20 protein-coding genes are annotated in these 19230 nt (G+C 65.5%); 6 read left to right on the top strand and 14 right to left on the bottom strand.

The window, feature by feature from the left end:
• Window positions 1–239 precede the first annotated feature (239 nt).
• From ACP16H_RS18025 to ACP16H_RS18015, 3 genes are read left to right on the top strand one after another with little or no spacing between them, the layout of a single operon-like run.
• The gene (locus tag ACP16H_RS18025; protein WP_425073647.1) at window positions 240–1406 is read left to right on the top strand and encodes a TolC family protein; all 1167 of its coding nucleotides are present in this window, start codon (window positions 240–242) and stop codon (window positions 1404–1406) included.
• A 14-nt stretch (window positions 1407–1420) separates the two neighbouring features.
• Complete coding sequence (locus tag ACP16H_RS18020; protein ID WP_425073748.1) at window positions 1421–3583, top strand: ATP-binding cassette domain-containing protein; 2163 nt, start codon at window positions 1421–1423, stop codon at window positions 3581–3583.
• On the top strand, window positions 3584–4765 hold the full coding sequence (locus ACP16H_RS18015) for an HlyD family efflux transporter periplasmic adaptor subunit (protein WP_425073646.1): 1182 nt from the start codon (window positions 3584–3586) through the stop codon (window positions 4763–4765). It begins immediately after the preceding gene.
• 178 nt (window positions 4766–4943) lie between these two features.
• Here ACP16H_RS18015 and dtd read toward each other — a convergent pair whose 3' ends face one another.
• From dtd to ACP16H_RS17995, 4 genes are all read right to left on the bottom strand, one after another.
• Window positions 4944–5387 (bottom strand): D-aminoacyl-tRNA deacylase, encoded by a 444-nt coding sequence (gene dtd / locus ACP16H_RS18010; protein WP_425073645.1) that lies wholly within the window; start codon window positions 5385–5387, stop codon window positions 4944–4946.
• Window positions 5384–6283, bottom strand: coding sequence for a carbohydrate kinase family protein (locus ACP16H_RS18005; RefSeq protein ID WP_425073644.1), 900 nt, complete (start codon window positions 6281–6283; stop codon window positions 5384–5386). The genes dtd and ACP16H_RS18005 overlap by 4 nt, the downstream gene beginning before the upstream one ends.
• 176 nt (window positions 6284–6459) lie before the next feature.
• On the bottom strand, window positions 6460–7611 hold the full coding sequence (locus tag ACP16H_RS18000; protein WP_425073643.1) for a primosomal protein N' (replication factor Y) - superfamily II helicase: 1152 nt from the start codon (window positions 7609–7611) through the stop codon (window positions 6460–6462).
• A 311-nt stretch (window positions 7612–7922) separates the two neighbouring features.
• Complete coding sequence (locus ACP16H_RS17995; RefSeq protein WP_425073642.1) at window positions 7923–8405, bottom strand: cytochrome b; 483 nt, start codon at window positions 8403–8405, stop codon at window positions 7923–7925.
• Between the two features lie 196 nt (window positions 8406–8601).
• Here ACP16H_RS17995 and ACP16H_RS17990 point away from each other — a divergent pair, with 196 nt between their 5' ends.
• A complete protein-coding gene (locus tag ACP16H_RS17990; RefSeq protein ID WP_425073641.1) occupies window positions 8602–9138 on the top strand; it encodes a hypothetical protein in 537 nt (178 codons plus the stop codon).
• A 144-nt stretch (window positions 9139–9282) separates the two neighbouring features.
• Here ACP16H_RS17990 and ACP16H_RS17985 read toward each other — a convergent pair whose 3' ends face one another.
• From ACP16H_RS17985 to ACP16H_RS17950, 8 genes are all read right to left on the bottom strand, one after another.
• On the bottom strand, window positions 9283–10407 hold the full coding sequence (locus ACP16H_RS17985) for an SPFH domain-containing protein (protein WP_425073640.1): 1125 nt from the start codon (window positions 10405–10407) through the stop codon (window positions 9283–9285).
• A 13-nt stretch (window positions 10408–10420) separates the two neighbouring features.
• Window positions 10421–10900, bottom strand: a complete 480-nt coding sequence (locus ACP16H_RS17980; RefSeq protein ID WP_425073639.1) for a hypothetical protein — start codon at window positions 10898–10900, stop codon at window positions 10421–10423.
• Between the two features lie 5 nt (window positions 10901–10905).
• Window positions 10906–11886, bottom strand: coding sequence for a DUF2927 domain-containing protein (locus ACP16H_RS17975; RefSeq protein ID WP_425073638.1), 981 nt, complete (start codon window positions 11884–11886; stop codon window positions 10906–10908).
• A 2-nt stretch (window positions 11887–11888) separates the two neighbouring features.
• Window positions 11889–13085, bottom strand: coding sequence for a toxic anion resistance protein (locus tag ACP16H_RS17970; protein WP_425073637.1), 1197 nt, complete (start codon window positions 13083–13085; stop codon window positions 11889–11891).
• A gap of 26 nt (window positions 13086–13111) precedes the next feature.
• Window positions 13112–14014, bottom strand: coding sequence for a 5-bromo-4-chloroindolyl phosphate hydrolysis family protein (locus ACP16H_RS17965; RefSeq protein ID WP_425073636.1), 903 nt, complete (start codon window positions 14012–14014; stop codon window positions 13112–13114).
• 213 nt (window positions 14015–14227) lie between these two features.
• Window positions 14228–15073: a hypothetical protein gene (locus tag ACP16H_RS17960; protein ID WP_425073635.1), complete on the bottom strand. Its 846-nt coding sequence runs from the start codon at window positions 15071–15073 to the stop codon at window positions 14228–14230.
• A complete protein-coding gene (locus ACP16H_RS17955; protein ID WP_425073634.1) occupies window positions 15073–15270 on the bottom strand; it encodes a hypothetical protein in 198 nt (65 codons plus the stop codon). Before ACP16H_RS17955 ends, ACP16H_RS17960 begins: the two co-directional genes overlap by 1 nt.
• 75 nt (window positions 15271–15345) lie before the next feature.
• A complete protein-coding gene (locus tag ACP16H_RS17950) occupies window positions 15346–16581 on the bottom strand; it encodes a pseudouridine synthase (protein WP_425073633.1) in 1236 nt (411 codons plus the stop codon).
• Here ACP16H_RS17950 and ACP16H_RS17945 point away from each other — a divergent pair.
• Together ACP16H_RS17945 and ACP16H_RS17940 are read left to right on the top strand one after the other, a co-directional pair.
• A complete protein-coding gene (locus tag ACP16H_RS17945) occupies window positions 16580–17032 on the top strand; it encodes a nucleoside deaminase (RefSeq protein ID WP_425073632.1) in 453 nt (150 codons plus the stop codon). The genes ACP16H_RS17950 and ACP16H_RS17945 overlap by 2 nt on opposite strands.
• Window positions 17029–17574 (top strand): pseudouridine synthase, encoded by a 546-nt coding sequence (locus ACP16H_RS17940; protein ID WP_425073631.1) that lies wholly within the window; start codon window positions 17029–17031, stop codon window positions 17572–17574. Before ACP16H_RS17945 ends, ACP16H_RS17940 begins: the two co-directional genes overlap by 4 nt.
• Before the next feature lie 47 nt (window positions 17575–17621).
• Here ACP16H_RS17940 and ACP16H_RS17935 read toward each other — a convergent pair whose 3' ends face one another.
• Both ACP16H_RS17935 and hemF read right to left on the bottom strand, forming a co-directional pair.
• Complete coding sequence (locus ACP16H_RS17935) at window positions 17622–18086, bottom strand: SRPBCC family protein (RefSeq protein WP_425073630.1); 465 nt, start codon at window positions 18084–18086, stop codon at window positions 17622–17624.
• A gap of 168 nt (window positions 18087–18254) precedes the next feature.
• Window positions 18255–19136 (bottom strand): oxygen-dependent coproporphyrinogen oxidase, encoded by an 882-nt coding sequence (hemF, locus tag ACP16H_RS17930; RefSeq protein WP_425073629.1) that lies wholly within the window; start codon window positions 19134–19136, stop codon window positions 18255–18257.
• Window positions 19137–19230: the final 94 nt, after the last annotated feature.

The following is a 19230-nucleotide window of genomic DNA, read 5'->3' as shown; positions in this document are numbered from 1 at the left end:
CGGGCGTTTTTCATCCGGAGGCCCGGACAAACCGGGCCCCGGATCCCGACACACAAGAATCTTTTCGCGCCGATAACGGGGGCACGACCATGAGTACGAGCAGGCGGAGCCTGGGACTCATCGCTGTTTTGGCGATGCTCCCGGGGTGTATGAGTGATACAGGCGACGGGATCGTATCCCGGTTCCGTGGGTCCGAAGCGACGGCGCCCACCGGGGGAGGACAGGTCCAAAAGGCGGTGGTGAAACCCACCGACGCGTCCGAGATCATCAACGCGTTGCAGACGCGGCCCACGGTGGTCATGTCGGGCACGCCCTACGCGCAGGTGGCCGACGCGGTGATCGCGTCTGATGCCCGCGTGGCCGAGGCGGAGCTGCGCGTGGCGCAACTGCGTGCCGAGGCGGCGCAGAAGAACTGGATGCCGCGCATCGGGCCGAACATTTCGCTGACATCGCTGGGCGATTTCGTGGCGCAGCTGGTCATCAACCAAGTGTTGTTCGACAATGGCCGCAAGCAGGCCGAGCGCGACTTGGCCAAGGCCAACGTCGAGGCGGCCGCCGTCACGCTGGTCGAGGATGGCAACAAGCGCGTCTACGAGGCTCTGTCGCTTTACGTGATGGCCGAGGAGAACCGCGACCTGTCGAACCACTTGAACCGCGCCTACGAGGATATGGCCCGTTTCGAGTGGGTCATGCAGCAGCGCGTGGACGGCGGCGTGTCCGACATGTCAGACCTCAACATCCTGCAGCAAAAACTGGCCTCGATCCGCGCCCGCAGCGCTGAGGCGCAGGAGGCAACGGCCTCCGCCATGGCGGAACTCAACGCCATGTCCTCGCGTCAGCTGAACGACCTGCGCGGGTTGGGCGCGCTGCGCAATTCCGATGCCGGAGAGGCGCTGGGCGTACTGCGTGCACGGGCCGAGCGCGAGCAGGCCATGGCTGAGGCGCGCATCGCCCGGGCAAGCCACCTGCCGGGCCTGTCGGCCACGGGCACCATCGGCGACAATGGCCTGAACGGCGGGCTGGAGGTCACCACGGACAGTCTCTTTGGACTTGGCACGCTGGCGGAATTCCAGGCCATCGAGGCCACCAAGGAAACCGCCGATCGCCGCGTCATCGAATCCCGCGAGATCGCGGCACGCCATATCGCCAGCCAGCAGTCCAAGCTGGAGGCCTACACCCGCCAGGCCGCCGAGGCCGAAGGTCTGACCCTGTCGGCCAAGCAGAACCTGGAGCTGTTCCAGCGCCAGTTCGAAGGCGGTCAGCGGCAGGTCATGGACGTGGTCGGGACCTACGAGACCTACGCCCGCGCGTTGGAAACCGAGATCGAGCTGAAATACAAGGCCGCCCGCGCCGAGCTTGAACTGGCGCGCCTGCGCGGTGCGCTTGCGGAGGGAGCCTCGATTTGAGCCAGGTTCTGCATATGGCGGGCCGCGCCCGCGACAGTTTGCGCAAATCCGGCACGGCTTCGGGGTCGCGGTTCTCGGCCAAGGCACGGGCGCGCGCGGACCTGATCCGTGTGCTTGCGGGGCGTCTGGGGGTCGAGGCCAAGGCCACCGACATCCTCGAAGCGCTGTCGCAACACGCGGGCTGCGACGACAGTTTCGACGCCTTCGCCCTGCGCATGGGGGTCGAGGCGGCGGGGCTGCTCGCCCTGACCGACGAGCCCGATACGCTGGTGCCCGGCCTTTGGCCTGCCATCGCGGTGATGACCAACGGGCAGGCCGTGCTGGTGCTGTCTCAGGACGCGGGTGGGCTGACGATCTACGACGACACCACCGTCTCGCGCCAGTCCGAGGTGGGGATTGCCGAGTTCGGGCGCTTCTTCTCGGGGCAGTTGATCCGGGCCGAAGCGCCTGTCGCGCTACTTTCCGAGAAACACGCCAAGGTCGAGCGCGAGCGGCATTGGTTCTGGGGCCAGTTCGGCCAGTTCACCAAGGCCTTTGGCGAGGTCGCCGTGGGGTCGTTCATGGCGAACCTTCTGGCGGTGTCCGTGGCGCTGTTCAGCTTGCAGGTCTATGACCGCGTGATCCCGCATCAATCCGAGGCAACGCTTTGGGTGCTGGCGGCAGGGGCGGGTCTTGCCCTGTTGCTGGAAGGGTTCCTGAAGGTCGCGCGTTCGCAACTGCTGGATGGCGCAGGCCGCCAGATCGAGCTGGGCGTGCAGAACATGCTGATGAAGCGCCTGCTGGGCATGCGCTCGGACCTGCCGGGGCGGTCGCCCGCGCAGCTGTTCAGCGCCATGCGCGAATTCGGGTCGGTGCGCGAGTTCTTTACCGCCTCGACGGCGGGGGCGCTGGCGGACATTCCCTTTGTTTTCATCTTCCTGCTGATGGTCTGGTCCATCGCCGGATCGGTGGTCTGGGTGCTGGTCATCGGCGGCGTGCTGATGGTCGTGCCGGGGATGCTGCTGCAAAAGAAGATGATCCGCCTGACGCAGGAAATGCAGGGCGCATCGACCAAGATGTCGCGCCTGCTGCAAGAGGCCGTGGTCGAGCTGGACACCATCAAGACGCAGCGCGCCGAGGACCGTTTCGTGCGCCTTTGGGAGGAACTGACCGCCGTGCAGGCGCTGAAGTCGTCGGACCAGCGCAAGCTGGCGGCGACGCTGGGCTTCTGGGCGCAGGGCATCCAGCAGGCGACCTACGTAACGGCGGTCATCACCGGCACCTACCTTGTTTTTGCAGGCGAATTCACTGTCGGCTCGATCATCGCCGTGGGCATCCTGTGTTCGCGCACGCTGGCACCGTTGACGCAGCTGTCTGGCATCCTCGCCCGCTGGGGCAACGTCAAGGCGGCGCTGGACGGGCTGGATTCCATCGCCCATGCGGCTCAGGACCGGTCCGGAACGCGCACCTACCTGCGCCGGGAACGGTTCGAAGGCACCTACGAGCTGGACGGCGTGACCTACAAGTACGACCCCGAGGGCGCGGCGGTGCTGGACCTCAAGGGCCTGAAGATCATGCCGGGGCAGGTGCTGGCGGTGCTTGGCTCGAACGGGTCGGGCAAGTCGACGCTGCTCAAGATGCTGACCGGGCTTTATGCGCCCGCCACGGGCAAGGTGTTGATCGACGGAACGGAGATGTCCCAGATCGAACCCAAGGACCTGCGGCGCGGCATCGGCTACCTCGGTCAGGATGTGCGGCTGTTCCACGGGACGCTGCGCGACAACCTGAACCTGTCTCTGCTGGAACGCGACGACCAGCGCCTGATGGACGCGCTCGACTTTGCGGGGTTGGGTCCCTATGTGCGCGCCCATGCCAAGGGGCTGGATCTGGACATCCATGACGGCGGCGAAGGTCTGTCTGTCGGACAGCGACAGTCGATCGGCTGGGCGCGGCTGTGGTTGCAGGACCCGCAGATCTGCCTGCTGGACGAACCCACGGCGGCGCTGGACCAGACGCTGGAAAAGGCGCTGATTGCGCGGCTGGAAAGCTGGCTGGACGGGCGCACGGCGGTCATCGCGACGCACCGCGTGCCGATCCTGCAACTGGCGACCCGCACGATGATCCTGTCGCATGGCCGCATGGCCGTGGACGGACCGCGCGACCAGGTGCTGGCGCATCTGCGGAAGGGGGCTGCGTAAATGGCGACCACGACCACGAACCTCAACGCGCAGCTGAACGCAAAGCTGCGCGGCCCGTCGCTGACCATCTGGCTTTGTGCCATCTCGGTCTGGGCCTTCATCATCTGGGCCTCGATGGCCTGGCTCGACGAGATCGTGAAGGCGGATGGCGAAATCATTTCCAGCTCGCGCCCGCAGATCATCCAGAACCTCGAAGGCGGTATCCTCTCGGAATTGCTGGTGAAAGAGGGCGACGAAGTGCTGCGCGGCGACGTGCTGGCGCGGCTGCAAGGGGTGCAGTTCCGGTCCTCCGTGGACGACCTGAACGACCAGATCACCGCCCTCGAGATCCGCCGCCTGCGGCTCGAGGCCGAACTGGCGGGGGCTTCGATCGTCGAGGTTCCCGCCTCTTTGGCAGAGCGGTCGCCGACCATCGTGGCGTCGGAACAGGCGCTGCTGGCGGCGCGGCAGTCGGACTATTTCGCGCGGCGCGCCGGGGCGCAGAAGGTGCTGGACCAGGCCTCCGAGGAATTGTCGCTGCTGGAGAACCTGCTGGACAAGAAGGTCGTGGCGCTGATCGAAGTGACTCGCGCCCGCAAGGCTCATGCGGACGCCCGCAAAAGTTACGACGAAATCGTTACGCAAACGGAACTGGTGCGTGCGGAGGAATATTCCGAGACGCTGAAAGAGCTGGCGACGCTGAAGCAGAACCTGAAGGCGTCCATGGACCAGCTGAACCGGACGGTGCTCGTGTCGCCCATGCATGGCGTGGTGAACAAGCTGTCGGTGACCACCATCGGTGGCGTGGTGCGTCCCGGCGAGGAGATCCTCCAGATCATCCCGGTGGACGAGGAACTGTTCGTCGAGGCCAAGGTGAAGCCCGAGAACATCGCCAACATCCGCCCGGGTCAGGAGGCGACGATCAAACTGTCGGCCTACGACTACACGATCTACGGCACGCTGAAGGGGCGGGTGGACGTGATCTCCGCCGACACCTTCAAGGACGAGCGCCGCCCCGAACAGCCGCCACACTACAAGGTGATGGTGCGCGTTGACACGTCGTCCCTGACGGATCGGCAGGTGGCGATGGAGGTCCGTCCGGGGATGCAGGCGCAGGCCGAGCTGCACACCGGGGAAAAGACGGTGCTCCAGTACCTATTGAAACCCCTATACAAATCGCGTGAAGCGTTCCGCGAGCGGTGATCTGACGGAGCGCGCTGCGCGCGCGCTTTGTGTCTCGTTCGCCCGCCTTCGGCGGTCTCCTCGGGTTTGCCTCCGGCGGAGGTATTTCGGAAACCAAAGAAGATGAAGCGCGCCTTTGCTCTTCTTTGGTTTTTCAAATACCCTCGGGGGAGCTCCGCAGGAGCGGGGGCAGAGCCCCCTATGCCTCGGTGTCCATCCAGATCGTGACAGGGCCGTCATTCGTGAGGCTGACCGCCATGTCGGCGCCGAAGCGGCCCGTGGCGACAGCGATGCCCTGCGCCTGGAGCCGCGCGGTGAAGTATTCGTACAGGCGCTCGCCCTCGGCAGGGGGCGCGGCGGTGGAGAATCCGGGGCGGTTGCCGCGCGAGGTGTCGGCGGAGAGGGTGAACTGGCTGACGATCAGCGCGGCGCCTTCGATATCCTGAAGCGAGCGGTTCATCTTGCCGTCTTCGTCCTTGAATATCCGGAGTTTGGCGATCTTGGCGGCGAGCTTGTCGGCCTGTGCCTCGGTGTCACCCTGCATGGCGCAGATCAGGATCAGGACGCCTTGGCCGATCTCGCCCAAGGTGGTGTTGTTGATGTCGACCTGGGCGCGGGTGACGCGCTGGACGAGGGCCCTCACAGTTCGTCCTCCCACGGCGGGTTCGCCCCTGCGCGGGAGACGGTGATGGCCGCCGCCTGGACGCCCAGTTCGGCGGCGAGGACAAGGTCGTCCAGCCATGCTGCAGCAAGTTTTTCCCGTGAAAGCATGTCGTTACGGTCGAGGCCGGCGAGGAAACCCGCGTTGAACGTGTCGCCCGCACCGACCGTGTCGACCACGGTGACCTTTTGCGCCGGGACGGTCTTCATGCCTTCGCGCGAGTGCATGTCGACGCCGTCCGCCCCGCGCGTGACCAGCACCAGCGCGGTCCCGTCCTTCAGCAGGGCTTCGGGCGAGGTGCCGAGCCAGGCCATGTCCTCGTCCGAGATCTTGACGATGTCGGCGCGTTTCAGCATCGCGCTCAGGCGGGCGCGGTAGCGGGGTTCGTCGGTGATGAAGCCGGGGCGGATGTTCGGGTCGATCATCACCACGCGGTCACCGGCACGGTCGCAGAAGGCGGCATAGGTATCCGCAGCAGGCTCGCTGACGAGGGAAATACCGCCGAAAAACAGCGCCTTGGTCCCTGCGTCGAGGGCGGGGATGTCGTCCTCGGACAGCATCCGCCCGGCAGTGTTCTCGTCGTAGAAGGCGTATGTGGCGTGGCCGTCCTTCAACGTCACGAAGGCCAGCGTGGTTGGGCGCGAAGAGAAGGCGCAGAGGCTGGTGTCGACACGCGAGGCGCTGAGCGTGTCGGTCAGGATCTTGCCAAAGAGGTCGTCCGAGACGCCGCCGAAGTAACCCGCAGGCGCGCCGAGACGGCCCAGAGCGATGGCTGTGTTCATCACCGCGCCGCCCGCGTAGGGCGAAAAGGCGGGCTCGCCTGCCGTGGTCTCGCGGGGGAGCATGTCGATCAGGGATTCGCCGCAGCAGAGGATCATCTTGGCCGTCCTTGGTTGAGGATGTTTGCGCTATCTACCAGCTTTTCAAGGCTCCGGGGAAGGGAGAAAACTTGGCGCGCGTCAAGAAGGGCGATGGATGTAAACCTGAGTTGCGTAAAGGTTTACATCCAGAGAATGACGCAATGGTAAAGGCACCGTTCGCCCCCTGAGTCGATTCACTGGTTCTGGGCGACGAAATAGCCGACGCCTGCCGCCACGATCAGGCCGAGGATCACGGCGAAGGCGATCTTCCATGCCGACCACGGGCGTTCGCCCTGCACCCGGCCTGTGCGGCCGTTTACCACGAAGCGGTAGCTCTTGCCGCGGTACTTGTAGGCGGCCAGCCAGACGGGCAGGAGGACATGCTTGAAGGTGATGTCGCGCACGTCCGTGTCAATGCGGTTGATGCGCTGGCGGTCGCCGCCGATGTCGAATTTCACGTCGCGTTCGATCTGGCGATCCATCTTTTGCCGCGCTTCGACAAAGCCCTCGTCGAGGTCGACCTGGTAACCTTCAGCCCGGAAACCAGCAAGGAATTCAGGGCGGTAGGGCTCCATGGCCGTGAGGTCCCACGGCTCCAGCGCGTCTGTGAAGCGCTTTGGCAGCGCCTTGGAGGCCAGTACCAGAACGTCGTCGAAAAAGCGCGAGACGCGGCCCGAGGTCGGGGTCCAGCGGACCTTTTGCACTTGAACCTGCTGGGTCTTGCCGTCGCGATGCACTGTCTGGGTTTCGTAGTAAACGGTGCCGCGCGCGCCGCTGTAATCAGAGGTCGTGTTGGCGTCGAAAGTCCAGTAGGGGACATAGATGCCCTGCATCTTGCGGCCCTTGCGGGCATAGTCCTGAAGGCCGTTTGGCGCAAACCAAAGCTTGCCCAGCCAGCCGTTCATCGCCTCGCGCGCGGCGGATTCGTCGAGGGAAAAAGGCAGCAATCCCCGGGGCTTGATATGCCTGTGGGTGCCGGTGTCGGTGACGACGGGCGTGGCGCAGAACGGGCATTCCGTGGCGTGGACGTCGGGGTCGAATTCGATCTGCGCGGCGCAGTTCGGGCAGGTGGTGACGCGGGTTTCCTCCATCTCCTGCAAGGGGAGGAGGTTCTTGATCGCCTTCTCGAAGTCCAGTTCCCTGATGCCGCCGTCCCAGGGGCCGGTCTGTTCGATGACTTCGCGGGTCGATCCGCAGAAGTCACAGATAAGCATCATCTTTTCAGGATCGAAGCGGTAGTCAGCGCCGCATTGGTCACAGGGAAAGCGGTGTTCCTCGTTCGCCTTGTCCGGGGTCGCGTCGGGGGTCGTGTCCGGGATCGGGGCGGCGGGCGGCGTGTCGGTCATGAAAGGCGATCCTGAAATGCGGTTTGCGGCCATATTATGCGCGGACGCAGCCGGGAAAAAGGGTAAACGCGGGTTAGGGATTGAGGGGCGTTAACACGGCGTGCGGGGCTGCAAGTTTTGCGCGGGACGCAAGCTGTGGGGACGATGCGCCGGGATCGCGCAAGGCTGCGGTCCCGGATTTACCCGATCTTGTCGAACCTTTCCGATCCGTAAGGGATGAACCGGCCGGTTTCCGGGGGGATTCCGGCCGGTTGTTAACCATTTGGACGTCGGTGCCCGTGACGTTGCGTCGGAAAGGTTAATGCGCGCGGTCAGGCGGCGGGCTTCATCATGCGCATCATCACGCCGTCCTTCTTGACCACGCCGTGAAAGATGCCCACGGCTGCATGGGCGAGCGCGAGGAAGAACAGCGCATTGCCGGCCACGGCATGTACGTCACCCAGAGAGGCAAAGCCTGCGCCCCAGGTCAGGATGCCGCCGACGGGGACAAGCACCATCAGGAGGTAGAGCAGGCCGTGCATCCAGCCCGCCGCCTTGTCGAGCAGCGGCTGACCGCTGGGCACCGCGTCGGGCGCGCCCTGCTTGACCCGGGTGGCGATGCGAATGACGACGAAGACCAGCACCGCGATACCGAGGATGACGTGCAATGGCGTGCTTCCGGTGAACGTGCCGTCCATTTTCTGGTGCAGCAGCTTGCCCATGCCTTCTCCGAGGAACCAGGCGGCGAAGATGAGGATCGCGACGATCCAGTGGAGCGAGATCTGGAGGGCGGAATAGCCGGATTGACGGGCCATGGAGAGTACCTTTCGAACGGGGCCGGGCGAAAGTCGCCGGGGCCTGAAGACAGCCTACTGAATAAACGTGTCAGTTGCTCTGACCCGTCGATGGTAGCGGGAAATTTACCTTCTGACGGGACCGTCGGGACACAGGGCGGGGTTGTCGCGCGGATGTGACAGGGTAGGCTGCTCTCGGATCGGTCGGGAGTGAGACATGTGTCGGATCGTGCTGGTGCTTTTGTGCGCCGGGCTGTGTGGCGGGCCTGCGATGGCCGAAGAGGTCGCCTGGCGCTTTGCCTGGGAGGGCGAGGGCGGCTACGTCATGCGTGGCGGGATGTCCTATGATGCGCGGACGGTCACGGGGCCGTTGGTGACGGCGGGGGACGTGACCTGTTTCTTCATCGAGGGCAGCCGGGACGGCGCGGTGGTCGGCACGTGGGGGCTGACGCGGCTGAACGAGGAAACCTGGTGGAAGCTGCATTTTGATCCCGCCAGCGCGCAGTTCCTGGTGGAAGGCATGGGGGTGGACATGCCGCAGGCCTGGAACATGGACGGGTTCGGGACGAGTTGCGGGCCGGGGGGTTTTGGCTTCAACATCGGGAACGCGGCGCAGGATCTGTGCGTCGACGGTGCGCTGATCGTGGAGAGCCAAGTGGACCCGTACCGCGCCTTTCCGGCGGAGCGGGCGGATGGGATGCGGTTTCCGGGCTATGCCTGCTATGGACCGGCGTTGATGAGCGCGCTGGAATAGGGCTTCGGGGGGCGGAGCAGGGGGCGCTGCCCCCATCGCTCCTGCCGAGCGATTCCCCCGAGGGTATTTGGAAAACCAAAGAAGCAGGGGACGGATGGGCGAAGCCCCGGCGGTGGGCCGGGGCTGTGTGAGGTTTTCGATGGATTACATCGGCGGCGGGGGCGGCGGCATCACGGTGAAGAGCTGCGCCAGTTCCGCGATGTCGGAGGCTTTCTTCCAGCCGTCCTGGCCTTGGGTCCAGACGTGGGTCTCGCGGTCGAATTCACCGGTTGAGACCATTTTTCCGAGGTCGGCCTTGGAGAAGGGGCCGCTGGTCTGGCCGTTCTTGGCCACATGCCAGACGTGTTCGACGGGCGGCGGAGGCGGCGGGGGGGGCGCCATCTGGGGGGCGGCCTGCGGTTGCTGTTGCGCGCCCCACGGGCCGGAGGGCTGGGTCATCTGCTGGGCCATGTTCATGCCCATGCCCGCGCCAAAGCCCATGCCCATGGATTGATCCATGGCACCGCCCTTGCCCATGGCCTCGGCGGCCTTCCATTTCATGTGGTCGTCGAGGTTCCCGGCCAGCCCGCGCGAGGTGCGGGCGTCGAGGGCCTTTTCGACCTCGGGCGGGAGGGAGATGTTTTCGATGTACATCTCGGGCAGCGAGAGGCCATAGGCGGAGATGGTGGGTTCGATGGCCTTGGCGATCAGCTCGCCCACCTCGCCGGTGTTGGCGGCCATGTCGAGCACCGGGATGCCGGACTTGGCGATGGCCTTGGAGAACTCCTGCACGATGATGTTGCGGATCTGGAAGGCGACCTCGTCGGTGGTGAACTCGCCGTCGGTGCCGACGATCTCGGTCATGAAGACGCCCGGATCGGCCACCTTGATCGAATAGGTGCCGAAGGCGCGGATGCGGGTGGGGCCAAATTCCGGGTCACGCAGCATGATGGGGTTTTTCGTGCCCCATTTCAGGTTGGTGAAGCGGTTGGTGTTGACGAAGTAGATTTCGCTTTTGAATGGCGACTGAAAGCCGTGGTCCCAGTGTTGCAGCGACGTCATGATCGGCATGTTGTTGGTTTCCAACATGTACAGGCCGGGGGTGAAGACGTCGGCCATCTGGCCTTCGTGGATGAAGACGGCGGCCTGGCCCTCGCGGACGGTCAGCTTGGCGCCGTACTTGATCTCGTGGCCCTCGCGCTCGAACCGCCAGACGAGGGTGTCGCGGGTGTCATCGGTCCAGTGAATGACGTCGATGAACTGGCCCTTGAGGAAGTCGAAAATGGCCATGTGAAAATCTCCTTTACGTCTCGAGCGGGGCGCGGGGGGCGCGGCGCTGCAATTCCTTGACGATCATGTCGAAAACGCCGGGTATGGCGATGGCGTTTTCCTGGATCGTGACGGGCGTGCCGTCATGGTGGATCTCCAGCTCGCGCGAGCGGCCGATCTGGCGCAGGTCGAGCCGGTTGATCCCGTCGTAGGTGATGAGGTTGGTTTCGAAAAGCTTGCGCAGGGTCAGGCGCTGGGGGCCGAGTTCAACGTAGGTGTCCCCCTTGCGCACCGCGTCGGCGGCGCGTTTGAACACGACGCAGTAGAAGGCTGACACCAGGCTGATGCCCAGAAACGCCAGCCCCGCGGAGGTGTCGTCAAAGCCGAGATCGGCGCGGTAGGTGCCGATGAAGGCGACGAGCGCCGCAACGGTGGTGCAGCAACTGAACAGGATCAGCACCACATGGGTCGTGGCGGGGCGGGGGCCGTAGGGGAAACGCTGCTGATCGAACATGCGGGTCAACTCGGTGTGTCGTAGCCGGTCAGCGCGGCGGCGCGGCTCCGGACGATGGGAAGGGCGGCCTCGGCGCTCATGCCGGGACGCAGACGGGGGTCGTAGAGGATCTGCAACAGCAGCTCGTCGTGCCGTGTCAGCAGGGCAAATTCGTCGTCGTCGTTGAAGATCGTGGGCCGCGCACGCGGGTCGTCGTTGGTCAGGCCGAAGCCCTGCGCCACTTCCTCGTGGATGCAGGAGCGGCGCATCAGCTCGGGGTGTTCGGAGCGGATGACTGCGATGGCATTGCCGTAGTCGTAGCCGCCGTTCTCGGTGGCGAAGGCGACGACGAGGCAATGGATGCCGCGCGGGATGTCGCGGAACAGGCGAAGCGCCTGCGGGTTCACGTCCGGCACGATCTGGCGGATGCGGTCTGCCACGAGGGATTGGTCGTCCTGCGCGGCAAAGATCACGTGGAAATTGGCGGCCTGATCGGTGACCTGAATGTCGTGGCCGGTGATGCCACGGATGCGGTTGGCGTATTTCGCTACCTCGGCACGGTCCCAGTCGCGCTGGTCGAGCGGCACGTTGGGCGTGAATTCGGTGGTGATGCGGACAGACTGGGTCCATTTCTTCACCGCCGAGGGTGCGCCGCCGGAAGGACGCAGACCCTGCCCCCGGGCGTATTCCTCCTGCAGGGCGATGGACATGAAGTTGCGCACCAGCATGGTGTCGGTAAAGGGCGTGTCCGGCCCGCCACCGTCGGTGCGCAAAAGGCCCTGCGCCAGAAGGTCGGCCTGCACGCGGGCGTAGTAGGTTTGCATCGCCCGGCTCTCCGCCGAGGGGGCGGCGGGCTGGGCGATGGGCGCCGGGGCGGCGGGCGTCGCCACCCTGGCGGGTCGTTCCTGCGGAGTCACGCTGGTCTGGCGCGGGGCCATGGTGGAGGTCTCGCAGCCCGCGAGGGCAACGAGACCGATCAGGGCCGTGGTACGGACCAGCAGACGCATGCTCAGGACGGCACCGAAGTCGCGGCGACGTCGCCGGTGCCGGTCTTGCGCGCCTTTGCGGCGGCGAGGGTGTCGCGCAGCTCGTGCTCCATTTTCTTGAGCTCTTCCTCGGCCTTGGCGCGACGGGCCTTGCCCTCGTCGGCGATGCGGAGGCTGTCCTCGATGGTGCCGATCAGGTCGGCATTGGCCTGCTTGACCGCCTCGATGTCAAAGACGCCGCGTTCCATTTCCTCGCGGATCATCTTGTTGCTGTCGCGCAGGTTCGACGCATTGGCGGTGAGCAGCTCGTTGGTCAGGTCGTTGGCGTCGCGCACGGCGGCGGCGGCCTGCTTGGACCGTTGGATGGTGACCGCCTGCGCCAGCTGGGTTTCCCAGAGCGGCACGGTGTTGACGAGGGTCGAGTTGATCTTTGTCACCAGCGACTTGTCGTTTTCCTGCACGAGTCGGATCGACGGCAGGGACTGCATGGTCACCTGGCGGGTCAGTTTCAGGTCGTGCACGCGGCGTTCCAGATCGTCCCGCGCGCCGCGCAGGTCGCGCAGTTCCTGGGCGGTCATGACCTGTTCACCCTCGGGCGCGGCCTGCACCTCGGCCTCCTTGGCGGGGATGGTCACGGTGTCCAGCTCTTCGAGCTTTTCCTCGCCCGCGGCGATGTAGAGCGCCAGCTCGTCGTAGAATTGCAGGGTCTTTTCATAAAGCAGGTCGAGCGACTTGATGTCCTTCAGCAGGATGTGCTCGTGCTTGAGCAGGTCATCGGTGACCTTGTCGATCTGCGCCTGAACGGTCTCGTAGCGCGCGGTGAATTTCGCAAAGGGCGCGGCGCGGCCGATCAGTTTCTCCCACCAGCTGCGCTCGCGGCGCACATCCAGTTCGGACACGGAAAACCCGCGGATCGTGGTGACGATGTTGCGCAGGCTGTCGCCCGCCGGGCCAACGTCCTTGTTGCGCACGTCAGTCAGCATCTGCTGCGAGATGGTCTGAAGCTCGGCCTGCGCGGCGGAGCCGAAGGAGACGATGGACTGCGTATCGCCCATGTCGATCTCTTCCATCCGCGAGCGGATTTCCTCGGAGGTCTCGGCCGGCGCTTCCTTCAGCGGCACGATGGCGTTGGCGTCGGCCGGTTCCGGCAGAACAACGGAGTTCACTTCATCAACCATCTGGAGCGTCTTTTCCGCTTCCTGGCGCACATTCTCGGACATTGGTGGGATCCCCCGTTTTCTTTAACTTAACTCATCTCGCGTTCGAGATGCACACCCTCGCGCCGCAGCCTGTCGCGCAGCACGTCAATTTCGATGTTCAGATCGGCGTTGTCATCCAGCAGCAGGGCGCGGTGCTTCTGGTCGAAGCTTTCCTCGAGGTCCGTGAGCAGCATCATGAAGTCGCTTTTTGCGGCGCGGTCCTGGTTGCGGGCATAGATGTCGGCGAATTTGATGGCGGCGTCCTTGGCCCCCATGAGGTAGACGCCGAGGAATTTCTTGGCCGCCGTCAGGTCGCGCGGGTCTTCCTCGACCGTGCGGATCATCTCGCGCACCTTGGTGGCGAACCGGTCGACGCGAGCCTCGACCGAGGCGTCGTCGGCGCGTTTGACGGCGTCGGTCATGGCGGCGAGGTGGCTTTCGGCCTCGTCCACCACGCGGGCAACGCGGTCCTGCTGGAAGGTGTCGATGCCCTCCATGCCCTTGTCGGTCATCGGATCAACGCCAAAGGCGCCGATGTGCAGTGCTGTGGCAGCCAGACCAAAGAGCACGGGCGCGACCAACCCGCCATGCGCCCGCCAGACGGCGAGGCCTGCACCGATGCCGGTCAGCACGGCGGCCAGCAGTTTGCGGGGGATGGCGGGGCGCCGGGCGACCTTGCGTTCGTCATAGGCGGCCTGCGCCTTCAGCCCGTCACGCAGGAGCCAGGCGCCCAGCACCAGCGCACCGGCGCCCAGAAGGCCAGCGGCCATCTGCATCGGCGCGCTTTGGATGGCAAAGAAGGCGAGGATGATGCCCGGAATGAACATCACGTTGGAGCGCGCGCCAGCGGGCGCGACCTTGGCCCCCTTGTAGGCGGGCCGTTCGTCGCGGGGCTGGTCCTGCGTGCTGCTGCCGCCGGGGCTGTATTTTCCACCGAAACGCTTGGCCATCAGACGCCCCCCAGCCAGCCGGTTGCCACTCCGAAAAGCAGGACGATCAACAGGATGTAACTGACCTTTTGCAAGGCGTTTCCGGACATGGATGGCCCCCCGGCACTGTGCATACGCAGGAAACTTAGGAGCAAAATGCTGCGCTTGCTAGGGGGAACTGAGCCGGAGGCGCGTCACTTCGCCGATTGGGCGGAGGTGACGCTGTGCCTGATGTCAGGCGACGTTGTTCTGCGGCATCCGGTCGAGAAGCAGGTCTGCCTCCAGTTCGAAGGCGTCCTTGTCACCGCGCACGCGGGTTTTGCGCGCGGAGGTTTCGAAGCTTTCGGTCATGACGTCGAGTTTGGCGATGTAACGGCGGCGCGCGAAGATCGAGCTTTCGCCCGGGGCACCGGTGCAGAGGCGGTTGGCCTCTGCGTCGAGCAGGCCGATGAACTTTGCCACCGGGCGGTCGAGCCGTTGCAGCGACTGCGGGTCGCGCGAGAAGCTCCGCATGAGGCGCATCACGAGGGTGCGCGCGGCCTCGGTTCGGCGGGTTATTTCGGCGTCTTCCAGCATGGCGACACGGTCAGCGATCTGCGCGAGCGCATGGTCGGTCCGTTCCAGCGTCAAAAGCACAGTTTCGCGGTCGTCGTTGCCCTGCGCCATCGGAGCAGGCTTGTGACGCAAAGGATCGATGCCGAAGGCGGCAAGGCTGAGGAGTGCGGCCACGGTGCCCAGCACCAGCGGCACCATCAAGGCGTGAAAGTGGTGCCCGGCGAGCAACATGACCATGATGCCCATTAGCACCGAGCCAAGCAGCTTGCGTGGGACACGTGGCGCGCGGGCGGTGGGATTGGCGTCGTACTGCCGGTGCAGGCGCTGGCCCGTCGAGATCAGGCGCAGGGCCACGGACAGCAGCCAGAGTTCCACCATCGCGGTGGCAATGCCGGTAAAAGACCCCTGAAACAACCACGCGAACAGCGGAAAGGCGGCCAGGAACAGGATGTTCAGGCCGGAATCGGTGTCCGCATGGCAGGGCGGCACCTCGCTGGAGCGATTATGATGCAGGGCGCGGGTCATCACGCAAAGCTCAGGGAGAAGATCAGCAGCCACAGCAGCAGGAAGGCCAGCCGCGGGATCATCTGCCCGCTGGCGCGTGCCCGCGTGGCGCAGGTCGTGATCATCGCGTAGGTGTCCTGCACGACGACGCGCAGGTTTCCGAGCACCAGAAGGGCCGATCCGAACAGGATGAGGAGGGCGAGGGATGTTGTCATCATGCTCCCAACCTGTTTGCCAATCCGGGCAAAAACGGGGCGGGTAGCGGGAAAAACCTTGATATCCTTAATATCGCGTTAGCGCGGCGGGCGTTTCGGGCCGTTTTTCGGCCTCGACGGGCCGTCGGAGCGGGGTCCGGGGGCTTTGGCTGACCGCTGGCCGGGCTTCCCACCCGCTTTCCCACCGGTCTTGCCGGCCGGACGCGCACCGAAGGCGCGAGGCGATTCCCTGTCCGTGCGCGAGTCGGGGTTGCCCGAGGATTTGCCGAACGACCGGCCCGATGGCTTGTCAGACGATTTGCCAGAAGACTTGCCTGACGGCTTTGCTACGGGTTTGCCGGGTCGTCCCGGTTTGGCGGATGGTTTGTCCCCGGACTTGCCGAACGGCTTGGCAGCGGGCTTGCCGTCGCGACGCGCGGTGCCGGGCACGCCCGAGGCGGGGCCGGGCTTGCGGTTGCGCTGGACGCGGGGCTTGGGCTTTGCCTCGCCGCCCGTGTCCTCGGGCGCGTCGGCCATGCCCAGTTGGTCGCGGAGCACCTTGCGGCGGACCTCGATGACCTCGCCTTCCTTCATCTGTCCCAGCTGGAACGGGCCGTAGGAAATGCGGATGAGACGGTTCACGGTCAGGCCGATATCGGCCATGGCGCGGCGGATCTCGCGGTTCTTGCCCTCGCGCAGGCCAACGGTCAGCCATGCGTTCGCGCCCTGCTGGCGGTCGAGCGAGACGATCATCGGCTGGAAATTCTCGCCGTCGATGGTGATCCCATCGCGCAGCGGTTGCAGTTGCGGGTCGGTGGGCCGCCCGTTCACCCGCACGCGGTAGCGGCGCAGCCAGCCGGTCGACGGCAGTTCCAGCTTGCGCTTCAGCGCGCCGTCATTGGTCAGCAGCAGCAGCCCTTCGGAGTTCAGGTCGAGACGTCCGACAGACATGACGCGCGGCATGTCCTCGGGCAGTTCGTCGAAGATCGTGGCCCGGCCCTTTTCGTCCTTGTTCGTCGTGACGAGGCCGTTGGGCTTGTAATAGAGCCACATGCGCGCCTCTTCGGCGGCCTCAAGGGGTTCGTTGTCCACGACGATGCGGTCACGGTCGGTGACGTTCAGCGCGGGCGAGGTGACGACCTCGCCGTTCACGGTGACGCGGCCCTCCTCGATCATGCGTTCAGCTTCGCGGCGGCTGGCGCGGCCGGCGCGGGCGATGACCTTGGCGATTCGGTCGCCGGGAGGGGTTTCTGTGCTCATGCCCTCCATTAACGCGGGTGGGTCCTGCGGGGAAGCGGCTTTCCCGTGGCTTTCGCAACGGTTATGGGGGCACATGCAGTTTCGGTCTTACATGGATGAGGCGCTGGTCGAGGCGCGGGCAGCGGCGGCGCGCGGCGAGGTGCCGGTCGGCGCGGTGGTCGTGTCGCCCGAGGGCGTCGTGGTGGCGCGGGCGGGCAACCGGACGCGCGAACTGCACGACCCTACCGCCCATGCCGAGGTGCTGGCCCTGCGCGCGGCCTGCGCGGCGGCGGGCAAGGACCGTCTGCCGGGACATGATCTGTATGTGACGCTGGAGCCTTGCCCGATGTGCGCCACGGCGATCTCCTTTGCGCGGGTGGCGCGGGTCTATTACGGGGCCTCCGATCCAAAATCGGGCGGGGTGGAGCGCGGGCCTCGGGTCTATGCGCACCCTCAGTGCCACCATGTGCCAGAGGTCTATGACGGCATCGGCGCGGCGGCGGCGGCAGAATTGTTGCAGGCGTTCTTTGGGGAGAAACGGTCGTGACCAAGGTGATCCTGCTCAACAAGCCCTTCAACGTGCTGTCGCAATTCACCGACAAGGGGACGGAGGGGACCGCGCGTCAGACGCTGTCGGAATTCGTGAATGTGCCGGGGGTTTACCCGGCGGGGCGGCTGGACCGGGATTCCGAAGGGCTGCTGGTGCTGACGGACAACGGCAAATTGCAGGCCCGGATTGCCTCGCCCAAGTACAAGCAGCCCAAGACCTATCTGGTGCAGGTGGAGGGCGTGCCATCGGAGGCGCAGCTGGCCGAATTGCGTGCGGGCGTGGTGCTGAAGGACGGCAAGACTCTGCCTGCGGGCTGCGAACAGATCGCGCCGCCGGAGCTGTGGGTGCGCGACCCGCCGGTCAGGTATCGCAAGACGGTGCCGGATTCGTGGCTGCGGCTGACGATCCGCGAGGGCAGGAACCGGCAGGTGCGGCGCATGACGGCGCATGTGGGCCTGCCCTGCCTGCGGCTGGTCCGCTGGTCGGTGGGGGATTGGTCGGTCGAAGGGCTTGCGCCGGGAGAATGGCGGGCGGTGTGATCCGCCCGGCCTTTGTCGTTCGGGATTTGTCGTTCAGGGTGTTATTTTCAGGCGGCCTTGCGCTTGACCGGGCGGCGTTCGACGGCGTTGCGCAGGTCTTCGAGGCCGGTCTGGATCATCGCTTTCAGATGCCGGCGCGCGCGTTTCGGCATGGCCACGGGCCAGGCACCGCGATAGGCGGCGGACACATGCACGCGGGTCTGCGTGCCGAGGTCTTCTAGCGTCACCAGATGCCGGGCCGACACGAACAGAGCCGAGCTGGACCAGCACAGCATGTCCTCGGGGCGGACGGCCTGGATGCGGCCGCGCACGGTCTGCCCGGCAGAGCGCATCTCGAACCCGGTGCCGGTGGTCAGCGGCACCTGCGCGCTGATCCACTGGACGCCCGTGTTCCATTCGGGCCAGCCGGAGACGTGGGAAAGCCGCGCCCAGACAGCATGGGCAGGCGCGTCGATGAGGATGTCCGCATTGGCAGAAACCGGAGCGGAAACGTCGATGTCGTAGAAGGTCACTGTAAGCCCCAAGAAGATGGGGCCGGGGCCACGGGGCGCGAACGGGGCAGCCGCTCGGAGGCGCCAGAATCACCGGCCATGGCCGTAAGCAGATCGGCCATGCGCGGTGATTTAGTAGGAGAGAGAACGCTTCGCAAGTCCCTCCCCCTTTGGGCGATCACGAATGTTTCAAACCCATTTTGCCAAGGGGGGCAAGGACATGAGGACGGCGTTGGCATCATGCCCGGTGGCCAGCCCGAACTTGGTCCCGCGGTCGTAGACGAGGTTGTATTCGGCATAGAGGCCACGGTGGATCAACTGCGTGTCCTTGTCCGCATCGGTGCAGTTTTGCACGCGGCGTTTTTCGACCAGCGGCAAGTAGGCGGGCAGGAAGGCGCGGCCAATGTCCTGCGTCAGGGCAAAGTCTGCCTCCCAGTCGCCGGTGTTGCGGTCGTCCATGAAAATGCCGCCGACCCCACGCGCGCGCTTGCGATGCGGGATGTAGAAATACTCGTCGGCCCAGGCCTTGAGCTCGGGGTAGAGTGTCTCGCCGTGGGGGTCGAGATGCGACTTCTGGGTGGCGTGGAAATGCGCTGTGTCCTCGTCGTATTCGATGCAGGGGTTGAGGTCCGAGCCGCCGCCGAACCACCAGGCGCCGGGGGTCCAGAACATCCGGGTGTTCATGTGGACGGCGGGGCAATGCGGGTTTTGCATGTGGGCGACGAGGGAGATGCCCGAGGCCCAGAAACGCGGATCGGCCTCGATCCCCGGTACGCCGCGCGCCGCCATGGCCTGCTGCGCCGCCTTCCCAAGCGTGCCGTAGACGGTGGAGACGTTGACGCCGACCTTCTCGTACACGCGCCCGCCGCGCATCACGCTCATCAGGCCGCCGCCCGCATCCGACCCGTCGTCGGACTGGCGCGTCGTCTCGGTCACCTCGAAGCGCCCGGGGGCCATGTCGATGAAGGGGCCGGTGTCGTGGCTGTCCTCCAGCGCCTCGAAGGCGGCGACGATCTGGTCGCGGAGGTCGCGGAACCACGCGCTGGCGCGGGTTTTCTCGGTGTCCATCATGGGGCGGTCCTTTCTTGTCGCCGCGGACACTATCCGGGGCGTGGGCGCTGGGCAACGGGGAGGGCTTTCGCCTGAGCTTGCGCTCAGGCGACCG

Origin of the sequence: Sagittula sp. S175, from assembly GCF_049800975.1 — a bacterium.
In the GTDB taxonomy this organism is placed as follows: domain Bacteria; phylum Pseudomonadota; class Alphaproteobacteria; order Rhodobacterales; family Rhodobacteraceae; genus Sagittula.
Note: the sequence above shows the minus strand (reverse complement) of the source record. Positions and strands in the feature narration are given on the sequence as shown.

Bases quoted from the DNA above. Each gene is read 5' to 3' on its own strand.
- hemF (WP_425073629.1), bottom strand. From the start codon at position 19,136: ATGATGGACACCGAGAAAACCCGCGCCAGCGCGTGGTTCCGCGACCTC.
- ACP16H_RS18020 (WP_425073748.1), top strand. From the start codon at position 1,421: ATGGCGGGCCGCGCCCGCGACAGTTTGCGCAAATCCGGCACGGCTTCG.
- ACP16H_RS17990 (WP_425073641.1), top strand. From the start codon at position 8,602: ATGTGTCGGATCGTGCTGGTGCTTTTGTGCGCCGGGCTGTGTGGCGGG.
- ACP16H_RS17950 (WP_425073633.1), bottom strand. From the start codon at position 16,581: ATGTGCCCCCATAACCGTTGCGAAAGCCACGGGAAAGCCGCTTCCCCG.
- ACP16H_RS17980 (WP_425073639.1), bottom strand. From the start codon at position 10,900: ATGTTCGATCAGCAGCGTTTCCCCTACGGCCCCCGCCCCGCCACGACC.
- ACP16H_RS17945 (WP_425073632.1), top strand. From the start codon at position 16,580: ATGCAGTTTCGGTCTTACATGGATGAGGCGCTGGTCGAGGCGCGGGCA.
- ACP16H_RS17975 (WP_425073638.1), bottom strand. From the start codon at position 11,886: ATGCGTCTGCTGGTCCGTACCACGGCCCTGATCGGTCTCGTTGCCCTC.
- ACP16H_RS17960 (WP_425073635.1), bottom strand. From the start codon at position 15,073: ATGACCCGCGCCCTGCATCATAATCGCTCCAGCGAGGTGCCGCCCTGC.
- ACP16H_RS17970 (WP_425073637.1), bottom strand. From the start codon at position 13,085: ATGTCCGAGAATGTGCGCCAGGAAGCGGAAAAGACGCTCCAGATGGTT.
- ACP16H_RS18005 (WP_425073644.1), bottom strand. From the start codon at position 6,283: ATGATCCTCTGCTGCGGCGAATCCCTGATCGACATGCTCCCCCGCGAG.
- ACP16H_RS17985 (WP_425073640.1), bottom strand. From the start codon at position 10,407: ATGGCCATTTTCGACTTCCTCAAGGGCCAGTTCATCGACGTCATTCAC.
- ACP16H_RS18015 (WP_425073646.1), top strand. From the start codon at position 3,584: ATGGCGACCACGACCACGAACCTCAACGCGCAGCTGAACGCAAAGCTG.
- ACP16H_RS17955 (WP_425073634.1), bottom strand. From the start codon at position 15,270: ATGATGACAACATCCCTCGCCCTCCTCATCCTGTTCGGATCGGCCCTT.
- ACP16H_RS17995 (WP_425073642.1), bottom strand. From the start codon at position 8,405: ATGGCCCGTCAATCCGGCTATTCCGCCCTCCAGATCTCGCTCCACTGG.
- ACP16H_RS17965 (WP_425073636.1), bottom strand. From the start codon at position 14,014: ATGGCCAAGCGTTTCGGTGGAAAATACAGCCCCGGCGGCAGCAGCACG.
- ACP16H_RS18000 (WP_425073643.1), bottom strand. From the start codon at position 7,611: ATGACCGACACGCCGCCCGCCGCCCCGATCCCGGACACGACCCCCGAC.